The organism is Mesorhizobium sp. HAY1-8B (assembly GCF_056868045.1).
The window spans coordinates 5,026,140-5,045,404 of record NZ_CP200321.1 but is presented as its reverse complement, the minus strand read 5'-3'; the positions used below and the strand labels follow the sequence as shown (position 1 = coordinate 5,045,404).

At 63.5% G+C, this 19,265-nt stretch carries 14 protein-coding genes; 9 read left to right on the top strand and 5 right to left on the bottom strand.

Features of this window, described 5'->3' with window-relative positions:
- Positions 1–5: 5 nt before the first annotated feature.
- Together AC1VON_RS24175 and AC1VON_RS24170 are read right to left on the bottom strand one after the other, a co-directional pair.
- Positions 6–2,576 (bottom strand): GcvT family protein, encoded by a 2,571-nt coding sequence (locus tag AC1VON_RS24175; RefSeq protein WP_483125106.1) that lies wholly within the window; start codon positions 2,574–2,576, stop codon positions 6–8.
- 74 nt (positions 2,577–2,650) lie between these two features.
- Positions 2,651–4,228, bottom strand: coding sequence for a trimethylamine methyltransferase family protein (locus tag AC1VON_RS24170; protein WP_483125105.1), 1,578 nt, complete (start codon positions 4,226–4,228; stop codon positions 2,651–2,653).
- Between the two features lie 263 nt (positions 4,229–4,491).
- Between AC1VON_RS24170 and AC1VON_RS24165 the strand changes: the two genes are divergently transcribed.
- The 7 genes from AC1VON_RS24165 (at position 4,492) to AC1VON_RS24135 (ending at position 14,016) form a co-directional block, all read left to right on the top strand.
- Entirely contained in the window at positions 4,492–6,423 is a 1,932-nt protein-coding gene (locus AC1VON_RS24165) for a phospholipase D-like domain-containing protein (RefSeq protein WP_483125104.1), read from the top strand.
- Between the two features lie 170 nt (positions 6,424–6,593).
- On the top strand, positions 6,594–7,775 hold the full coding sequence (locus AC1VON_RS24160) for an MFS transporter (protein WP_172350097.1): 1,182 nt from the start codon (positions 6,594–6,596) through the stop codon (positions 7,773–7,775).
- Positions 7,775–8,947, top strand: a complete 1,173-nt coding sequence (locus AC1VON_RS24155) for an MFS transporter (RefSeq protein ID WP_483126370.1) — start codon at positions 7,775–7,777, stop codon at positions 8,945–8,947. Before AC1VON_RS24160 ends, AC1VON_RS24155 begins: the two co-directional genes overlap by 1 nt.
- Before the next feature lie 73 nt (positions 8,948–9,020).
- Complete coding sequence (locus tag AC1VON_RS24150) at positions 9,021–11,078, top strand: prolyl oligopeptidase family serine peptidase (protein ID WP_483125103.1); 2,058 nt, start codon at positions 9,021–9,023, stop codon at positions 11,076–11,078.
- Between the two features lie 258 nt (positions 11,079–11,336).
- Positions 11,337–12,716 (top strand): aspartate aminotransferase family protein, encoded by a 1,380-nt coding sequence (locus AC1VON_RS24145; RefSeq protein ID WP_172350100.1) that lies wholly within the window; start codon positions 11,337–11,339, stop codon positions 12,714–12,716.
- Positions 12,717–12,854: 138 nt separating this feature from the next.
- Positions 12,855–13,214 (top strand): hypothetical protein, encoded by a 360-nt coding sequence (locus tag AC1VON_RS24140; RefSeq protein ID WP_483125102.1) that lies wholly within the window; start codon positions 12,855–12,857, stop codon positions 13,212–13,214.
- A gap of 157 nt (positions 13,215–13,371) precedes the next feature.
- Positions 13,372–14,016 carry a cytochrome c oxidase assembly factor Coa1 family protein gene (locus tag AC1VON_RS24135; protein ID WP_483125101.1) on the top strand — a complete coding sequence of 215 codons (645 nt, stop codon included), beginning with the start codon at positions 13,372–13,374 and terminating at the stop codon, positions 14,014–14,016.
- 302 nt (positions 14,017–14,318) lie between these two features.
- On the opposite strand, the gene mmsB is transcribed toward AC1VON_RS24135, so the two are convergent.
- Both mmsB and AC1VON_RS24125 read right to left on the bottom strand, forming a co-directional pair.
- Positions 14,319–15,203, bottom strand: a complete 885-nt coding sequence (mmsB, locus tag AC1VON_RS24130; RefSeq protein ID WP_483125100.1) for a 3-hydroxyisobutyrate dehydrogenase — start codon at positions 15,201–15,203, stop codon at positions 14,319–14,321.
- 26 nt (positions 15,204–15,229) lie between these two features.
- Positions 15,230–16,396: an isobutyryl-CoA dehydrogenase gene (locus tag AC1VON_RS24125; RefSeq protein ID WP_483125099.1), complete on the bottom strand. Its 1,167-nt coding sequence runs from the start codon at positions 16,394–16,396 to the stop codon at positions 15,230–15,232.
- 139 nt (positions 16,397–16,535) lie between these two features.
- On the opposite strand from AC1VON_RS24125, the gene AC1VON_RS24120 reads away from it, so the two are divergent.
- A complete protein-coding gene (locus AC1VON_RS24120) occupies positions 16,536–17,150 on the top strand; it encodes a dimethylsulfonioproprionate lyase family protein (RefSeq protein ID WP_483125098.1) in 615 nt (204 codons plus the stop codon).
- Positions 17,150–18,625, top strand: a complete 1,476-nt coding sequence (locus AC1VON_RS24115; protein WP_483125097.1) for a cobyric acid synthase — start codon at positions 17,150–17,152, stop codon at positions 18,623–18,625. The genes AC1VON_RS24120 and AC1VON_RS24115 overlap by 1 nt, the downstream gene beginning before the upstream one ends.
- A gap of 150 nt (positions 18,626–18,775) precedes the next feature.
- Here AC1VON_RS24115 and AC1VON_RS24110 read toward each other — a convergent pair whose 3' ends face one another.
- Positions 18,776–19,195 (bottom strand): VOC family protein, encoded by a 420-nt coding sequence (locus tag AC1VON_RS24110; protein ID WP_483125096.1) that lies wholly within the window; start codon positions 19,193–19,195, stop codon positions 18,776–18,778.
- Positions 19,196–19,265: the final 70 nt, after the last annotated feature.

Sequence of the window (19,265 nt, the reverse complement as noted above, 5' to 3'; positions counted from 1 at the left end):
GAACCTCAGGTCCGCATCTTCTCGCCGCTCGGGTCGAAAGGCGCCTCGACATTGATGCGGGCCGGACGCCGATGTCCAAGAATCTCGATCTCGAACAGGCCGGCGCTTTCGTCCTCGGCAAGCGCCGCCGGCACATAACCCTGTGCCATCGACTTCTGGACATAATGGGCATAGCCGCCCGACGTCACCCAGCCGACCACGCGCCAGTCACCGTCGATGATGCCGCGCACGGCCGAAGCGCCCTCGGCAGCCTTGGAGCCACGCACTTCCTTGCCCTTGTCGTCGAAGCGGGGCGCGCCATAGCCATGCGGCTTGTCCACCGTGCCAAAATCCTTGCTGACCTTGGCCCAGATCGGTTCGTCCCCCATCACGTCGGCATCGGCGGCATCAACGATGAAGGAGACACGGCGCAGTTTCGGGCCTTCCGCCTGTTCCTTGGCGGCGGCTTCGCGGCCGATGAAGTCGTTCTTCTCGAGCTTGATGAAGCGGTCCATCGAACCTTCGAACGGCCCGTAGATCGGCCGCAGCTCGCGGAACCAGGTCGGGAAGTTCTTCTCAAGACGCATCGACAGCAGCGCGCGCATGCCGAAATCGACCAGGCCGAATTCCTCGCCGGCGTCCTTGATCGCCTTGTACACCAAACGCTGGTAGGCCGGCGCCATCCAGATCTCGTAGCCGAGGTCGCCGGTATAGGTGATGCGGTTGACCATGCAGGGCGCGCCGCCGACCGCCATCTCGCGGAAATCCATGAAGCGGAAAGCCTTGGTCGAGATGTCGACATCGACCAGCTTCTGCAAGAGGTCGCGGGATTTGGATCCGGCGATCGACAGGCCGACCAGCGTCTGGTCGAAGCGATGGATGCGCACCGAACCGTCCTTCGGCAGGTGCTTTTCGAACCAGCGCATATGGTATTTCTGCGCCGCGGACGAGCCCCAGATCATGAAGCGGTCGTCACCGGCCTTGGCGATGGTGAAGTCACCGATCAGCTTGCCGAATTCGTTGATCATCGGGGTGAGCACGATGCGCCCGGTCTTCGGCATGCGGTTGGTCATCAGCCGGTTGAGGAACTCTTCCGCTCCCGGTCCCGACACTTCGTATTTGGCGAAGTTGGCGATCTCTGTCACGCCGACGCGCTCGCGCGTGGCGCGGACTTCCTCGCCAATCGGGCCGAAATCGTTGGAGCGGTGGAACGAGACGATGTCCTTTGGCTCCTTGCCTTTCGGCGCGAACCACAGCGGGGTTTCCAGGCCCCATGAGTTGCCCATAACGGCGTTGTTAGCGAGCATGGTGTCGTAGAGCGGCGTCGTCTGCGCTGGACGCGCTGCCGGCAGTTCCTCGTTCGGGAAGCGGATCGAGAAGCGACGCGAATAGTTTTCGCGCACCTTGGCGTTGGTGTAGCGCAGGCCGGCCCATTCGCCGAAGCGGGCGACATCCATGCCCCAGACGTCGAAACCGGGATCACCATGCACCATCCAGTTGGACAGAGCGAGGCCGACGCCGCCGCCCTGGCTGAAGCCGGCCATGACGGCGCAGGCGCACCAGAAATTGGTCAGGCCCTGCACCGGGCCGACCAGCGGGTTGCCGTCGAGCGCGAAGGTGAAGGGGCCGTTGATGATCTGCTTGATGCCGGCCTTTTCGATGCCGGGGAAATGCTTGAAGCCGATTTCCAGCGACGGCGCGATGCGGTCGAGGTCCGGCGGCAGCAATTCATGGCCGAAATCCCAAGGCGTGTTGACCGGCGACCACGGCTTGCAGGCCTTTTCATAGGTGCCGAGCAGGATGCCGTTGCGCTCCTGGCGGGTGTAGATCTCGCCCTTGAAGTCGAGCACGCCGATCATCTCGCGGCCGGTCGACTTGTTGAATTCCTCGACCTCCGGCATCGGCTCGGTGAGGAGGTACATGTGCTCCATCGCCAGAACCGGCAGCTCGACGCCGACCATGCGGCCGATCTCGCGCGCCCACAGGCCGCCGCAGTTGACGACGTGCTCGGCATGGACAGTGCCCTGTTCGGTGACCACGTTCCAGGTGCCGTCGGGCTGCTGCGTCAGGTCGACGACGCGGTTGCGCAGCACGATCTCGGCGCCGAGTTTCTTGGCCGCCTTGGAGTAGGCAATGGTGGTGCCGGAGGGATCGAGGTGGCCTTCGACCGGATCCCACATGGCGCCGACGAAGTTCGTCTCATCCATCAGCGGGAACATCGCCTTGGCTTCCGAAGGCGTGATCAGCTCGGTGTCCATGCCGAGATAGCGGCCCTTGGCGTGCGCGAGCCGCAGGAAGTCCATGCGCTCGGGCGTATCGGCCATCATCACGCCGCCGGTCAGGTGCAGCGAGCAGGACTGGCCTGATAATTCCTCGATCTCCTTGTAGAGCTGCACGGTGTAGGCCTGCAGCTTGGCGACGTTGGGGTCGCCGTTCAGCGTATGGAAGCCGCCGGCCGCGTGCCAGGACGAGCCAGAGGTGAGCTCCGAGCGTTCGATCAGCATGATGTCGGTCCACCCAGCCTTGGCCAGGTGATAGAGCACCGAGCAGCCGACGACGCCGCCGCCGATGACAACCGCTTTTACATGGGATTTCATGAAGATAGGTCCGTTTTTGCGTAAATTGAATCAGAGGTTTCGGTCGCTGGCGTGACGACGCACGCCAAGCACGGTCAAAAATCGGTCGGCGCGCCGCCTTCGGCCGTGCGCTTCTGGACGAAGTCGTTGAGTTCCTCGCGGATCGCCGGATCCATGTAGGGCTCGTCATAGGCGGCCAGCCGCTCTTTCCAGACCTTGTTGGCTTTTTCCATTGCCGTCGGCGAGCCGGCTTCCGCCCAGGTCTCGAAATTGCGCCAGTCGGAAAGGATCGGCGAGTAGAACGCGGTCTTGTAGCGGTCCTGCGTGTGCTGGGTGCCGAAGAAGTGGCCGCCTGGGCCAACCGACTGGATGGCGTCGAAGCCTAGCGCTTCTTCCGACAAATCGAGCGGGGTCAGGAATTCCGCCACCATCTGCAAGAGGTCGATGTCGAGAATGGTCTTTTCGTAGGAGCAGCGCAGGCCGCCCTCCAGCCAGCCGGCCGCGTGCATCATCAGGTTGCCGCCGCCCTGGATGGCGCCCCACAGCGAGAACACGCTCTCATAGGCCGCCTGCGCGTCGACCGTATTGGCGGCGCAGGTGTTGGATGTGCGATAGGGAATGTTGTAGCGGCGGGCAAGCTGGCCGCCGACAAGCTGTGCCTTCATGTATTCGGGCGTGCCGAAGGCCGGCGAACCGGACTTCATGTCGACATTGGAAGTGAAGCCGCCATAGCCGACAGGCGCACCCTTCTTCACCATCTGGGCAAAGGCAATGCCCGACAGCGCCTCGGCATTCTGCTGCACCAGCGCACCGGCGATGGTCACAGGCGCCATCGCACCCGACAGGGTGAAGGGCGTGACGATGACGACCTGGCCCTTGCTCGACATCTGGATGATGCCTTCCATCATCGGCACGTCGAGCTTGAGCGGCGAATTGGTGTTGATGATGGTGAAGACGGACGGCTCCTCGAGCAGTTGCTCGTGGCTGATGCCGCGCGCGATGCGGGTGATCTCAATGCCGTCGACATTGCGTTCCTTGCCGAGCGAATAGATGTGGAACACCTTGTCGGTCAGCATTGCGAGGTCGCGAACACATTCGAGGTGGCGGACGGATGGATGGATATCGGTCGGCTCGACCGGATAGCCGCCGGTGCAGTTCAGGATGTTGTGCATCTGCGCAAGGCGCAGGAAATTGCGGTAGTCCGCCTGGTTGCCGGGCCGGCGGCCACGGTCGATGTCGGAGCAATTGGGTGCCGACGCCATCATCGAGATGATCAGATTATCGCCGCCGAAGCGGACATTGTGCGCGGGATTGCGGGCATGGATGGTGAATTCGGACGGACAATGCGAGACGAGTTCGAGAATCATGTCGCTGTCGAAGCGAACGCGTTCCGAGCCTTCGCGCACATCGGCGCCATGCGCCTTCATGATACGCCGGGCCTCGTCGTGTAGGACGTCGACGCCGATTTCCTTGAGCACGCGCAAGGAGGTGAGGTGGATCGACTCCAGCTCGTCGTCCGAAACCAGCTTCGTGGGTTGCAGCGGGATCTTCAGCTGCCGAAACGGCGGCTGCTCGAACGCGGCCGAGCCTCCGGCTCGCTTTCCGGCACGGCCGCCACGGCGGGCACGGTCGGGTGCCAGGGCCGGTTCTGCAGGGTTTAGGGCGGCGGTCATGATGGTCCTCGTAGGATGCGAATGGCGGGCGGCATAATGGACCGGCGGCCCGCCGGCCATTGCGGAGGTGGCGACCACTAGGGCGAGGGAAGCGACATGCCGGAACGGCAGCCGCGTGGCTACGACATTCGCCTTGGCCAAACCGGCTCGCCGGGAAATGCCCGCGGGCGGCAGGCGGGATAGAGGCTGACGTGGAGTGCGTTACACTTCCGTCTTTTACTTCTGATATACTTCGGCGCTTAACGTCTTTGGAGGGGGCAGTCATGCCTGACGTCGTCAAAGTGCGTGCCGCGACAAACAACGAAGTCGCGTTCCTTTCCTGGGATCTTGACGGGATGATCCCGGGTTGCCTCGGTTTCGAGATCGTGCGCCTCTATCCAGACACAGGCGAAGAGCGCTGCCTGGCGTCCTGGGTGCCGTTCAAGGGGCAGCGCAATCCGCGATGGATTCCGCAGGACACCGGCGTCTGGCCGGTGCAGAAGACATTTTGGCGCGATCTGACCGTGCGGCGACGGCGCGACAGCATCGACGTCAGACCGGACGGCGAGATGATCGCCTACCGGGTGCGTCCCGTTGGCGACATGAAGCCGGGCCTCGATCCGGTGCCGGTGCGCCCCGATCAGGTCGTCGACGGCAAACCCGCCTATACGGGGCCATCGCGGCCGCTCGGCTATCTCGGCCAGGGTGCCGTCAGCCCGCCGATCTTCCTTGGCCAGATGTTCGGCAAGGCACGCGTCGCCTTCACCAATGGCGTGCTGTCGACGCAATGGATGTCGCACGCGTTGCAGGAAGCCGGCATCAAGGTGGGGCAGCGCGAGAAGATCGCCGCGATCCTTCAGGACCCGACCAGCAAGATACGCACCTATCTGCATGGCGATGTGCCCGATGTACTGACCAGTCTCCTGAAACGGGCCAGGACCGAGGGCGGCACGGTCAGGCTTGCCCTCTATGAGCTTGGTGATGACGAATTGTGTGACGCTATCATCGCCGCGAAGGATGTCATCGAGGTTATCCTTTCCAATTCCGGCAAGGGCAAGCTTCCAGACGCGGCCGAAGACGACAAGACCGAGGTTTGGGATGCCGGCAACTTTCGGTACAGGCAGCGCCTGCGCGATGCGGGCGTGGTGGTGACGGACCGCCTGTTCAACAACAACCATATCGGCCACAACAAATTCGCCGTCTACCGCGATGCGCAGGGCAAGCCGCTGGCGGTGATGACCGGCAGCACCAACTGGACCTCGACGGGCATTTGCGGACAATCCAACAATGCCTTCGTCCGTGACGATCCCGCGATGGCCGAGGTCTTCAACGACTATTGGCAGCGCATGAAGGCGGACGTGTTTCCTCCGCCAGCCAGCGAAACCGCTGCCGGGCACGTCGCGCAGATGCAAGGCGTGCCGTTCCGCAGGGATAACCATTTGCCCAATCCGCGGAACGGGGCGACCTCGGCGCTGGACGGCATGACAGTCTGGTTCTCCCCGAACGACCCGAAGCGCAGCAAGAAGGATATCTCGGTGCGACCGGTGGATCTGGAAGATGTCTTCGCACGCATCAAGGCGGCGAAGCGGGCGGTGCTGTTCCTGGTGTTCAATCCTTCGCTGCTTGGCGAAAACTCGATTGTCGACCAGGCCGTCGCGGCGGCGAAGGCGGATCCGAATTTGATCGTGCAAGGCGCGATCAGCGATGAAACCGCAATGCCCAATTATGTCGCTCCGACCAAGGATCCGGTCACCCACAAGTCGAACAAGGACGGCAAGGCGCCCTTCGTGTATCCGGAGAAGGTCTGGGAAGCGCCGAATGTCTCCATAGTGCGGGCGGCGAACCTGACCGGCGCCACGATCGCGCGCGACTTCCAGGCGGAGGTGCTGACCGTCGGCCATGCCATCGTGCACGACAAGATCGTCATCATCGATCCGATGGAGAACAACGCCACCGTCATCACCGGCAGCCACAACCTCGGTTACAAGGCGTCCTACGAAAACGACGAGAACCTGGTGATCGTGGAAGGCGACAAGACATTTGCCGCGGCCTATGCCGTGCACATGCTCGACGTCTTCGACCACTACAAGTTCCGCGCCTGGCGAAGGACGATCGGCAAAGGGCCTTCCGCCGATGACGGGATTTCGGTCGACGACAAGTGGCTGAAGCCTTACGCAGAAGGCAAGAAAGGCGCGATTGCCCGGTATTTTCCGTAGCGTCGCCAAGTCGCGCGTTTCAATCCGGACCGATCGGTGATCGCCAATCGCTCGGGTTGATTGGCGCAAGCGGATTTCCCCTGCCGGCCCTTTCTTTCCCATGATCGAGCCAGTAGCTAGTGACGCTTGCCGGCCGGGAGGTCAGCCGGCACCTCACATGGAATGACGGAATGGTCGCAACCGGCTCGAGCGAAGGCGAAGCGGGGACGCAGTGGGCGGCGCTTGCCGGCGTGACCGCGGCGCTTGCCATGTTCGGCGCCGCGCAAGGGCTGAGCTCGCCCCTGTTCACGCTCCTGATGCAGAAGCAAGGCATGTCGCCTGGGCTTATCGGCCTGTCGGCGGCAATGATGCCGCTCGGGCTGATCCTGTCGGCGTCGTTCGTGCCGGCGGCGGTACGGCTGGTCGGTGCGCGAAACCTGGCGGTCGGCTGCTCGCTGGTTGGAGCGCTGTGCTTCCTCGGCATCGGCTACCTGCAAAACTGGGTGGCCTGGTATGCCATCCGCTTCATCATCGGCGTCGTCATCAACCCGCTCTATATTCTCGGCGAGGTCTGGGCACTGTCGCTGGCGCCGCCCTCACGGCGCGGTCGCGTGATGGGTGTGTTCAACACGCTGATGGGCGCCGGCTATGCGGCCGGCCCGTTCACCTTGACCCTGGTCGGAACTTCGGGCTGGGGGCCTTTCAGCGTTGGTGTCGGCGGCTTCGTGCTATGCGCGATCATCCTGCGTCTTGTCTCCTCGAAGCTCGCCGGTTTCGAGGATGACGGCCAGCCCGCCGGCAGCTTTATCGGTTTCGCACGGCTGGCGCCGGCGCTGCTGCTGGCCGTGCTGGTCTCGGCCGCCGTCCAGCAAAGCACCTATGCGCTGGTCCCGGTCTTCGGCGCCGGCTATGGCTTGCCGGAAGCCGTGCTCGCCGCGCTGGTGATGGCGCTTTCCCTGGGCAACATCCTGCTGCAGATCCCGCTTGGCCTGCTCGCTGAGCGGTTCGGCGGCCGCCCGATGATCCTGGCTTGCGCGATGGCAACGGCCGCCTGCGCGATTCTGCTGCCGCTGCTGATCCTGACACCGCTGATATGGGGCGTGCTGCTGGTGATGGGCGCGGTCGGCTACGGCGTCTATACGATGGCATTGGTCGAGCTCGGCAGCCGGTTCAAGGGCACGCTGCTTGTCACCGGCAACGCCGCCTTCGCCTTGCTGTGGGGCGTTGGCGGTATCGTCGGCCCGCCCGGCGCCGGCCTGCTGATGCAGGGCATCGGCCCGCTGGGCCTGCCCGTGGTGATCATCGGCCTCGACGCCTTGCTGGTGATCTTCGCGCTCTATCGCGCATCGGTTCGCCGGAGCGGCCAGGCATGATGGCGGCCGGTTCGGACAACAGCCAGGCCGGGATGCAATGGGCAGCGATCACCGGCGTGATCGCGACGGTCTCGGTGTTCGCGATCGCGCAAGGGCTGTCCTATCCGCTGTTGAGCTTCATCCTGCAGCGCCAGGGCGTCTCGCCGGCAATGATCGGCTTGTCGGCGGCGATGACGCCGATCGGCTTCATCGTCTCGTCGCCGCTCATCCCAGGATTGGCGCGGCGGTTCGGGGCAGGGCGGACGGCGCTTACCTGTGCAGCGCTTTCGGCTGTGGTGCTGGCGCTGATCGGCTGGACGCAGAATGTCTATCTGTGGTTTCCGCTGCGCTTCCTGATCGGCGCGGTGACCAATCCGCTCTATGTGCTGAGTGAAATCTGGGTGATCGCACTGGCGCCGCCGGCGCGGCGAGGGCGCATCATGGGCGTCTATTCGACGATCATCTCGGCCGGATTCGCGGCTGGCCCGCTTTGCCTGCTTGCCGTCGGCACCGAAGGCTGGCCCCCCTTCCTCGTCGGTATTTCCGCCTTCGTTCTATGCGGCATCTGTCTGGCTTCGGTGCTGCCGCGCCTACCCAAGGTGGACGAGGCCGGTCACCAGGTCTCGGTCCTGGGCTTCGTGCCGATGGCGTGGCTGCTTTTGTTTGCGGTCATCGTTGCCGCGGGTTTCGAACAGGGCGCGCTGGCCCTGCTACCGGTCTATGGCACCCATCACGGCATCGCGGAGGTCCGCATGTCGGCGCTGCTGTCGGTGATGATTGCCGGCAACATCGCCATGCAGGTGCCGCTTGGCCTGCTGGCGGAGCGGATTTCCGCGCGTCTGGTGCGGCTTGCCTGTGTTTGCTTGACCGTGCTCGGATGCGTGCTGCTGCCGCTTCTCATCGAAACGCCGCTGATCTGGCCGATGATCTTTGTCTGGGGCGCGGTTTCGTACGGCATCTACACGATGTCGATCATTGAGCTTGGCGAGCGCTTCACCGGCTCGACACTGGTCGCCGGCAACGCCGCCTTCTCGCTGATGTGGGGCGTGGGTGGCATAGCCGTGCCGCCGCTGGCGGGAAGCGCGATGGATTTGCTGGGCGCCGGTGGCCTGCCGATCACGCTGGGTCTGATGTGCCTGGTGCTGGCGGTTGCGAGTGTCGCTGGTCGCGGTAAGGCCCGAATCCTCTGCTGAGATGCCGCAGCTATTGAATATCGGACAAGGCATGTCGATCTTGCATGCCGAAGCATTGCCTATCGGAGATTCCATGACCAAGCCCATCGCCAAGCCAGAAGCCGCAGATCCATATCTCTGGCTGGAAGACAGGACCAGCAAACAGTCGCTGGACTGGGTGCATCGCCAGAACGAGATCACGGTTGGCGAATTGCAGGGCGATCCGTCCTACCAGGCGTCGTTCCAAACGGCGCTCGACCTGATGACGGCCGAGGACAATATCGCGGTCGGCGCGGCAATCGCCGGCCATGTCTATAATTTCTGGCAGGACAAGACCAATGCGCTCGGGCTGTGGCGCCGCACGACGGTCGCTTCCTACAAGACCGAGAAGCCGGTCTGGGAAACAATCATCGACTTCGACCAGCTTGCGGCGAAGGAGGGGATAAAATGGGTGTTCAGCGGCGCCAGCCGGCTCTATCCGGATTTCAGCCGCTGCCTGCTGTCGATGTCGCCCGATGGCGGCGACGCCAGCGAGATGCGTGAGTTCGACATCGAAACCAAATCGTTTATCGAGGGTGGTTTCCGGGCGCCGGCCTCGAAGTCGAGTTTCGGCTGGCTGGACAAGGACACGGTCATTGTCTCGGCTGCCTTCGAGGAGGCCGACAAGACCGAGTCCGGCTACCCGCGCGTGATCAAGCTCTGGAAGCGTGGCACGACGCTGGATGAGGCGACGCCGATCTTCGAGGCAAAGACCGAAGATCTCGCCGCCGGCGCCGGCGTGGAGTTCGACGGCGACAAGCGTCACGTGTTTCTGGCACGGGCGATCAATTTCTTCGCGTCGCACAGTTTCCTGCATTTCCCGTCTGGTGAAAACAGGCGCATTCCGCTGCCCGACGACGCCACCGATACATCGCTTTTCAAGGATCAACTGGTGTTTGGCGTGCGCACGCCGTGGACGGCGCCTGACGGCACGGTGTGCCAGCCGGACGGGCTCTATTCGTTCAATTTCGCCCACTGGATCGAAGCCGGCGGTTTTGGGACCATCGAAACCTTGTTGGCGCCGGCGCATCGCGTGTCCATCGCCGGGCTCGCCAGAACGCAGGACCGGCTGTTCATCAGCCTGATGGACAATGTCCGCGGCAAGGCTCTTGTCTGCGAACGCAAGGAGGGCGCCTGGTCCATGAAACCGGTGGCGTTGCCTGAAAACGGCACTGTCGGCATCAGCCATGCCGAGCATTTCGGGTCGAGCGTGTCCTTCTCGTTCACGGATTTCCTGACGCCGAGCTCGATCATCTGGTCGGATGATGATGGCGAGACGCTCGCCACGGTGAAGTCGCAGCCGGCGCGGTTCGATGCCGCGCCGCTGATCTCGGAGCAGTTCGAGGCGCGCTCGAAGGACGGCACGATGATCCCGTATTTCGTCGTCAGGCGGCGCGACCAGAAGGGTCCGGTGCCGACGCTGCTCTATGGCTATGGCGGCTTCGAAGTGCCGCTCCTGCCCGGCTATGCCGGCGTGCGTGGCAGGCTGTGGCTGGAGAAGGGCAATGCCTACGTGCAGGCCTGCATCCGTGGCGGCGGTGAGTTCGGGCCGGCCTGGCACCAGGCGGCGCTGAAAGGTAATCGCCAGAACGGTTTTGACGATTTCGCCGCGGTGGCTGAGGACGTCGTCAGGCGCGGCATCGCGACAGCAAGCTCGCTCGGCATCCAGGGCGGCTCGAATGGCGGCCTGCTGACCGGCGTTTCGCTGACGCAGCATCCCGAACTTTTCGGCGCCGCCATCATCGAGGTGCCGCTGCTCGACATGCTGCGTTACACCGAGCTGCCGCCCGGCGCCTCGTGGATGGCCGAATATGGCGATCCGTCGAAGCCGGAAGACGCCAAGTGGCTGTCCGCCTATTCGCCCTACCAGCACGTCAAGGCCAATCCCGCCTATCCGCCGGTGCTGCTGACGACCTCGACCGCCGATGACCGGGTCCATCCCGGCCACGCGCGCAAGATGGCGGCTCGCCTGCAGGAGGCGGGCCACGCCAGGACGCTGTTTTTCGAGGAAACCGAAGGCGGACATGGCGGGCGTGGCGACCGCCGGCCGCAGGCGGCGCAGACGGCGATGAAATATGTCTTCCTGCAGCGGGCGCTGACCGCCAAGGCCTAGAATCATTCGTTCATGGGCCAAGCAAAGGGTGGTTCACCTCGACCAGCCTTTGCTCTAAGGTGCCGGCATGGCTCTCGTCAGGACCTTGGTTCGCGCATTTGAGGCTCGCGCATCGCGGGTCGCGGTGACACCGTCACCGCGCACGCTGCGCGCCGAGCTTTTGCGGCTGTGCGCCCGCATCGGTTATTCACCGCCCGCAGCCCTCTGATGCATTCGCCCCGGCGCCAGCCGGACAGAATCCAGAGGAAAGATCCAGACATGACCTATCAGAATTATTCGCTGAAGCAGCTTCAGCAGATCGACGCCGCGCATCATCTTCATCCCTTCACCGACCACAAGGAACTGCGCGAAGCCGGCTCGCGCATCATCACCCACGCCAACGGCCCGTTCATCTACGATTCCGAAGGGGCCGAAATCCTCGACGGCATGGCCGGGCTGTGGTGCGTCAACATCGGCTATGGCCGCGACGAGCTGGCGGAGGCCGCTTACGCCCAGATGAAGGAACTGCCCTACTACAATTCCTTCTTCAAATGCTCGACGCCGACGCCGGTGCTGTTGTCCAAGAAGCTGGCCGAGATCGCGCCGAAGCACGTCAACCAGGTGTTTTATGGTTCCTCCGGTTCGGAGGCCAATGATACGGCGCTCCGCCTGGTGCGCCACTACTGGGTGCTGGAAGGCAAGCCGGAAAAGAACCGCATCATCTCGCGCAAGATGGCCTATCATGGCTCGACCATCGCCGGCACCTCGCTCGGCGGCATGGATGCCATGCACAAGCAGCTCGGCGGCGCCGTGCCCAACATCGTCCATGTGATGATGCCCTATGCCTATGAACTGGCACTGCCTGGCGAGAGCGATCATGATTTCGGCCTGCGCGCGGCAAAGTCGGTCGAGGACGCCATCCTCGAAGCCGGCGCCGACAAGGTCGCGGCCTTTATCGGCGAGCCGGTGATGGGGGCGGGCGGTGTCAAGATTCCGCCGGCGAGCTACTGGCCGGAAGTGCAGCGCATCTGCCGCAAATATGATGTTCTGCTGATGCTGGACGAGGTCATCACGGGCTATGGCCGCACCGGTGAATGGTTCGCGGCGCAGACGCTTGGCATCGAACCGGACACCATCACCACGGCCAAGGCGCTGACGTCAGGTTACCAGCCGTTGTCGGCCTTGCTGGTCGGCGACCGCATTGCATCGACGCTGGTCGAGAAGGGCGGCGAGTTCAATCACGGCTACACCTATTCCGGTCACCCGGTGGCTTGCGCCGTGGCGTTGAAGAACCTGGAAATCATCGAGCAGGAAGGCCTTGTCGACCGCGTCAGGAACGACACCGGGCCTTATTTCGCCAAGGCCCTGCAGGAGCGCATTGCCGGACATGACCTCGTCGGCGAGGTGCGTTCGATCGGCCTGATGGGCGCGATCGAGATCGTCAAGGACAAGGCGACCAAGGAACGGTTCCTGCCGTCGGGAAGTGCCGCGGTGACGGTGCGCGACCATGCGATCGCCAACGGCATGATGCTGCGCGCCACAGGCGACACGATGATCCTGTCGCCGCCGCTGATCTGGACTCGCGACACGATCGACATGGCCTGCGAGCGTATCGGCAAGGCGCTGGATCTGGCAGAGGCCGATCTGCGCAAACGATAAGAGCAAACCTCGACCGGGCGTTCTTCAAGGGAATGCCCGGTTTCGGGATACATGCCGTGATGGTCGGGAACGATCCCGTTCTTGGCGCGTAGTGTGTGAGGCGGCGGCCGATCGGCCCGCGACAAGGGATTTGTTTCCATGAGAAAGACCGGCAAGAGCCGACGTATGCACGATGCGGCCGGCATCGGCGCGGACCTGATGCTGGCGCCTTTGGTGGCGATGATGCGCCTGCCCCTGATGGTCATGGACGCCAGGAGCGGCGAACCCTGGGCCACGGAGACGGCGAGGGCGGTCAGCGAGAAGACCCTTGCCATGGCCGAAGGCACGCTTGCGGCGCAAATGTCCTTGCTGCAATCGGCTTCGCGGTTCTGGCCGGAGGTTCTTTCGGGCCGCACACCGTCGCTGTTCAATGGCGTCGCCGCTGAACGGTCGGTCAGCGCGGCGCTGAAGCCGGCCAGCCGCACGGTAAAGGCGAATTTTCGCCGCCTTTCGTCATAGGCTTGACCCCGAGGCCACGGATTGTCGCCCGAAGGGGAGCGGTTACGGTTTTCGGGATGGTGATGTAGAACCCACTGAGGCAGATTTGCCCGCAGCGCATTGTGCGTGCCGGTATTCCAGAACCGATCTGGGGGCGGCTTGCATCAGGGGGACCTCCATGGCCGGTCAGCCGCTTAACCAACCCGCCGAAATCCCGGCCGAACTCGACCGCTGGAACTGGGGCGCTTTCTTCCTCAACTGGATCTGGGGTATCGGCAACAGCACTTTCATCGCGCTGCTGGCGCTGATCCCGGTCGTCAACCTCATCGTGATCATCGTGCTTGGCGCGCGCGGCAGCCGCTGGGCGTGGCAGAACCGGGCCTGGCGCGACGTGGAACAGTTCCGCAAGACGCAGCGCAACTGGGCAATCGCCGGTCTTGCTGTCTGGGTGGTCAGTATCGGCGGCTGTGCGACCATGGTAGGCAGCATCCCCTTCATGCTCAAGGGCAACGGCGCCTACCACATGACCATGGATGCCATTCGCGCCGACACCCGTGTGAAGGCTGCCATTGGCGACGACGTAGCCGACAATTTCTGGGTCGGCGGCCATCTCAACGTCAACGCGAATGGGACGGGCGACGCGCAGTTCAGTATTCCCGTCCACGGCACCAAGGGCAAAGGCACCGTGTTTTCCCATCTGGTTCGCAATGCCGGCACTTGGAGCATGCGCCTGCTCGTGGTCAGGGTTGATGGAGTGGACGCGCCGATCGTGCTGACCAACGAAGACCACGTGCCAATCCCGAACGCGGCGATCGGAATATAGACGTCAGCCCGGATTGAGCGGTGCAGAAATGCAAAAACCGCGCTCCATCGGGAACGCGGCTTTGCCAGATACGCATGGGAGCTTCGCTACGCAAACAATTTGCGAAACTTATGGGCACTTGTCGAAACTTACGGGCTCCGGTACGCGAGACCTGATCCGGAGCGCCGGGCGGATGCGATATGTCCGCCTCACGATCAGTTTTATAGCGACATCGTTACCGCGGAGTTATCGAGAGCTTAAGCAAATCTAAATTTGCGGTTTTTCTGCCGGAAGAATCCGAAAAAGTCCATCAAATCCGTTGGTTACGCTAGGTCACCCCTGAGAAAATTAATTATGCCGGAGAAATCGGCGCCGCCATGGCCCTGGGCGCTGAACAGGGCGTAGAGCTGCGCCGCTTCGGCGCCAAGTGGGGTCACCGCACCAGCGCCAAGTGCTGCCTCCTGGGACAATTTCAGGTCTTTCAACATAAGGGCCGCGGCAAAACCCGGTTTGTAATCCCTGTTGGCGGGTGAGGTCGGCACGGGCCCGGGAACCGGACAATAGGTGGTGAGCGACCAGCATTGGCCTGAAGACGTCGAGGCGACGTCGAACAGCGCCTGATGCGACAGGCCGAGTTTTTCCGCCAGCACGAAGGCCTCGGCGACGCCGATCATCGAAATGCCGAGGATCATGTTGTTGCAGATCTTCGCCGCCTGGCCGGCACCATCGCCGCCGCAATGGACGATGCGGCCGGCCATCGGCTTCAGGATCGGCTCGGCGGCGGCGAAGGCATTGTTGGAGCCGCCGGCCATGAATGTCAGCGTGCCGGCCGTGGCGCCTCCGGTGCCGCCCGAGACGGGCGCATCGATCGACAGCAGGCCGTGTTTTGCAGCCAGCGCATGCGCCTCGCGAGCCGATTCGACATCAATGGTCGAGGAATCGATGAACAGTGCGCCCTTCTTTGCCTTGGGCGCGATGTCTTCGTAGACCGACAGCACGTGCCTGCCGGCGGGCAGCATGGTGATCACAACGTCAGCATCCTTCACCGCCGTCGGTGCGTTGGCCATGACGATGATGCCATGCTCGCGCGCGATCGCCAGATTCTCGGGCATGAGGTCGAAGCCGTGCACCTGATGCCCCGCCTTGACCAGATTCGCGGCCATTGGATTGCCCATGTTACCGAGGCCGATGAAGGCGATCGTTGTCATTGTCTCACTCCCGGAGTTTGCTGGCTTCAGCGGCCGATCAGCGCCCGCGCGATGATGACGCGCATGATCTCGTTGGTGCCTTCGAGGATCTGGTGCACCCTGAGGTCGCGCACCAGTTTCTCGATGCCGTAGTCGTGCAGATAGCCGTAGCCGCCAAGCAACTGCAGCGCATTGTTGGCGACGTTGAAGCCGGTGTCGGTGACGAAGCGCTTGGCCATGGCGGACCATTTGCCGGCATCGGGCGCCTTGCGGTCGAGCTTGGAGGCGGCGGCATAGAGGAAAATGCGTGACGCCTGCAGTTCGGTCTCCATGTCGGCCAGCCTGAACTGCAGCGCCTGGAACTGGTTGATCTTCGAGCCGAAGGCCTTGCGCTCGGCCGTGTAGGACAGCGCCTTGTCGAGCGCCGACTGCGCGCCGCCCAGCGAACAGGCGGCGATGTTCAGCCTGCCGCCATCGAGGCCGGCCATGGCGATGCCGAAGCCAGCGCCTTCGCCCGACAAGAGGTTTTCCGCCGGCACCTTGCAGTCCTCGAAGATGACCTGGCGGGTCGACTGCATGTGCCAGCCCATCTTGTATTCATTCGCGCCGAAGGAGAGCCCTGGCGCATCCTTCGGCACAACGATGGTGGAAATGCCTTTCGGCCCCTCGGCGCCGGTGCGCACCATCACGGCATAGACATCGCTGTCGCCGGCGCCCGAGATGAACTGCTTGGCGCCGTTGAGGACATAGTCGCCGCCGCTCTTGACCGCGCGCGTCTTCAACGCCGCGGCGTCCGAGCCGGAGCCCGGCTCGGTCAGGCAGTAGCTTGCCAGCCATTCCATCGAGGTCAGCTTCGGCAGGAAACGCTGGCGCTGCTCGTCATTACCGAACCGGTCGATCATCCAGGCCACCATGTTGTGGATCGAGATGAAGGATGAAAAGCCCGGGTCGGCGTGCGACAGAGCCTCGAAGATCAGCACGGCGTCGAGGCGACCGAGGGCCGAACCGCCGACATCGTCCCTGACATAGATGCCGCCGAGGCCGAGCGGCCCGGTCTCGCGGATCACGTCGGCGGGGAAGTATTTCCTGCGGTCCCAGTCGAGCGCATTCGGCGCGACGCGATCGGCGGCGAAGGCCTGCGCCATCTCCTGGATGGCACGCTGCTCCTCGTTGAGTTCGAACTGGCTGGTGCTCGCATCGACCGCGGCGTCCATGGCGTGCTCCCTGATGGTTTCGGTCCTGCTGGCCTGTCGTTTTTGGCTTTGCGCGCGCACCAATCTAGACCAATGATGCCGCCGCGCAACCCGACCCGCTGCGGAGCGGCTGTGCACCAATGCATGTCCGGAGCAAGAAGTGACGACAAAATTCGATGAGCTGCTGGGACGGTTCCACGCCTATCTCGCTTCTGTGGATGACGCGCTGGTGCGCGACGCCGTCGCGCGCATAGGCTGGGACATGCCGGCCCGCGCCCTGGAGCCGCATGCGCTCGGTTGCCTGCGCCATCTCGATCGCGCGGCTGACCTGGCGCCGATGGCCGCGCAACCGCTGGTCCAATGGCTGGCGCAGCGGCGCAACGAATTGCATTGGGGGCAGACCTACACCGAGGCCGATTTCGGCAAGACCTTCATCGACAATTATGGCTGGCTGGAATTGTTCGGCACGCGCGGCCATTTCGCCAATGATGAGGTGGCGGCCGGCCTGCTGATCCTTGGACCCGAAATCGTCTACCCAGACCACCATCACGTCGCCGAGGAGATCTATATTCCGCTGACCGGCGGCACCGAATGGCGCATGGGCGAGGAGGGATTTCGCAAGCGGGAGGCCGGCGAGGTCGTCCATCACGCGTCCAATCTCAACCATGCCATGCGAACCGGCAACGAGCCGCTTCTGGCGCTCTACATCTGGCGCGGCGGACCGCTGGCGCAGAAATCCACGATCACCGGAACCGCAGCGCAGGGTCGGAACTGATGGCCAAGGCGATCATGCTGCAGGGGACGGGTTCGGATGTCGGCAAGACGGTGCTGGTCGCCGGCCTGTGCCGCGCCGCGAAAAGGCGCGGCCTGAAGGTGCGGCCGTTCAAGCCGCAGAACATGTCGAACAATGCCGCCGTCGCCGACATTCCCGGCGACAACAGCAAAAGCGGCGGCGAGATCGGCCGCGCGCAATGGCTGCAGGCAATCGCCTGTGGCGTCGCGCCGTCGGTGCACATGAACCCGGTGCTGCTCAAGCCGCAGACCGATGTCGGCGCGCAAGTCATCGTGCAGGGCAAGGTGTTCGGCGAGGCGCGGGCGCGCGACTACCAGGCGCTGAAGGGCCGGCTGATGGATGCGGTGCTGGACTCCTGGGCGAAGGTTGGCGAGGGCGCTGATCTCATCATCGTCGAGGGTGCCGGCTCGCCGGCCGAAATCAACCTGCGCAGCCGCGACATCGCCAATATGGGCTTTGCCACCCGTGCCGATGTGCCGGTGGTGCTGGTCGGCGACATTGATCGCGGCGGTGTCATCGCCTCTGTCGCCGGCACACATCTGATCCTGCCGGAAGAGGACCGGCGCATGATCGTCGGCTACCTCATCAACAAGTTCCGTGGCGATGTCTCGCTGTTTGATGACGGCATCAAGGCAATCGACAGTTTCACCGGGTGGCGCTGCTTCGGCGTCGTGCCGTGGCTGAAGGCGGCGGCTCGGCTGCCTTCGGAGGATTCGGTGGTGCTGGAGCGGCTGGCGTCCGGCGAGGCGCGTGCGTTGAAAGTGGCGGTGCCGATGCTCGGCCGCATCGCCAATTTCGACGATCTCGATCCTCTCAAGGCCGAACCGCAGGTCGAAGTGGTGTTCGTGCCCCCGGGCAAGCCGTTGCCGGAGGACGCCGGGCTGGTGGTTATCCCCGGTTCCAAATCGACGATCGGCGATCTCCTGAAATTCCGCGAAAACGGCTGGGACCGGGATCTTGCCGCGCACCGCAAGCGCGGCGGCCATGTCGTCGGCATCTGCGGCGGTTTCCAGATGCTTGGCCGTCGGGTGCGCGATCCGGACGGCATAGAAGGCAGCATCACCGAGGCCGAGGGGCTTGGCCTGCTCGATATCGAAACGGTGATGGAACCGGAGAAGACGGTGCGCAATGTCCGTGCGCGCTCGGTCCAGTTCGATCTGCCGCTCGAAGGCTACGAAATCCATCTCGGCCGCACCACCGGACCGGACACCGTGCGGCCGTCGGCGATCATCAATGGCGCCGAGGACGGTGCGATCTCCGCCGATGGCAAAGTGATCGGCACCTATATGCATGGCCTGTTCGGCGCCGACGCCTTTCGCGGGAAATTCCTGGAAAGCCTCGGCATCAAGGGCGGCGGCATTGACTACCGTGCCGAAGTCGAACGGGCGCTGGACGAGGTCGCGGCCGAGTTGGAAACCCATCTCGACTGTAACGCGATTTTCGGCCTGGCTCGGTGAGGCGCGCCGATATTCAGGTGAGGCCGGCCTGCAAACGGCGGGTTCCTGTGCTTCCGGTGCTCACGTACTTGAGTACGCTCCGCTCCGGTTCTCGGAACCCGTCATTTTCGGCTCGGCCTGACCTGAATCTCAGCACGCCTCAGGCCGGTGTCAGCCCTTATCCCCCGCCTTCGGCCAGTAGGTGCCGAACGACCAGACACCACCTTCCGGATCGCGGCAGATGAATTCGCGGCTGCCATAGTCCCGGTTCGTCAGTTCCTGGATGATCGTCGCGCCGGTCGTCTTCGCCCTCGCATAGGCGGCGTCGGCATCGTCGACAGCGATATAGATCGACTTGCCGCCGCCTGTACCGGGTTCACCGACCATCTTGCCGTAGTCGTCGTCGCGCACCGTGCCCAGCATGATCATCGAAGAGCCGAAGACCAGTTCGGCATGGTGCACGACATCGCCTTCGCCATGGCGGGCGCGGATGCTGAAGCCGAAGGCCTCGCAGAGCCAGTCGATCATTTTCGCCGCGTTTTTGTAGCGCAAAGCGGGGTAGAGGCGGGGGGCTTCGGTGGTGGTGGGCATGGGGACTCCTTCATCTGGATTGGTCGATGCCCCAATCTCGGCGAAGGCCGTTCCAGCGTCTTGAAGAAAT

Bases quoted from the DNA above. Each gene is read 5' to 3' on its own strand.
- AC1VON_RS24175 (WP_483125106.1), bottom strand. From the start codon at position 2,576: ATGAAATCCCATGTAAAAGCGGTTGTCATCGGCGGCGGCGTCGTCGGC.
- AC1VON_RS24170 (WP_483125105.1), bottom strand. From the start codon at position 4,228: ATGACCGCCGCCCTAAACCCTGCAGAACCGGCCCTGGCACCCGACCGT.
- AC1VON_RS24165 (WP_483125104.1), top strand. From the start codon at position 4,492: ATGCCTGACGTCGTCAAAGTGCGTGCCGCGACAAACAACGAAGTCGCG.
- AC1VON_RS24160 (WP_172350097.1), top strand. From the start codon at position 6,594: ATGGTCGCAACCGGCTCGAGCGAAGGCGAAGCGGGGACGCAGTGGGCG.
- AC1VON_RS24155 (WP_483126370.1), top strand. From the start codon at position 7,775: ATGGCGGCCGGTTCGGACAACAGCCAGGCCGGGATGCAATGGGCAGCG.
- AC1VON_RS24150 (WP_483125103.1), top strand. From the start codon at position 9,021: ATGACCAAGCCCATCGCCAAGCCAGAAGCCGCAGATCCATATCTCTGG.
- AC1VON_RS24145 (WP_172350100.1), top strand. From the start codon at position 11,337: ATGACCTATCAGAATTATTCGCTGAAGCAGCTTCAGCAGATCGACGCC.
- AC1VON_RS24140 (WP_483125102.1), top strand. From the start codon at position 12,855: ATGAGAAAGACCGGCAAGAGCCGACGTATGCACGATGCGGCCGGCATC.
- AC1VON_RS24135 (WP_483125101.1), top strand. From the start codon at position 13,372: ATGGCCGGTCAGCCGCTTAACCAACCCGCCGAAATCCCGGCCGAACTC.
- mmsB (WP_483125100.1), bottom strand. From the start codon at position 15,203: ATGACAACGATCGCCTTCATCGGCCTCGGTAACATGGGCAATCCAATG.
- AC1VON_RS24125 (WP_483125099.1), bottom strand. From the start codon at position 16,396: ATGGACGCCGCGGTCGATGCGAGCACCAGCCAGTTCGAACTCAACGAG.
- AC1VON_RS24115 (WP_483125097.1), top strand. From the start codon at position 17,150: ATGGCCAAGGCGATCATGCTGCAGGGGACGGGTTCGGATGTCGGCAAG.
- AC1VON_RS24110 (WP_483125096.1), bottom strand. From the start codon at position 19,195: ATGCCCACCACCACCGAAGCCCCCCGCCTCTACCCCGCTTTGCGCTAC.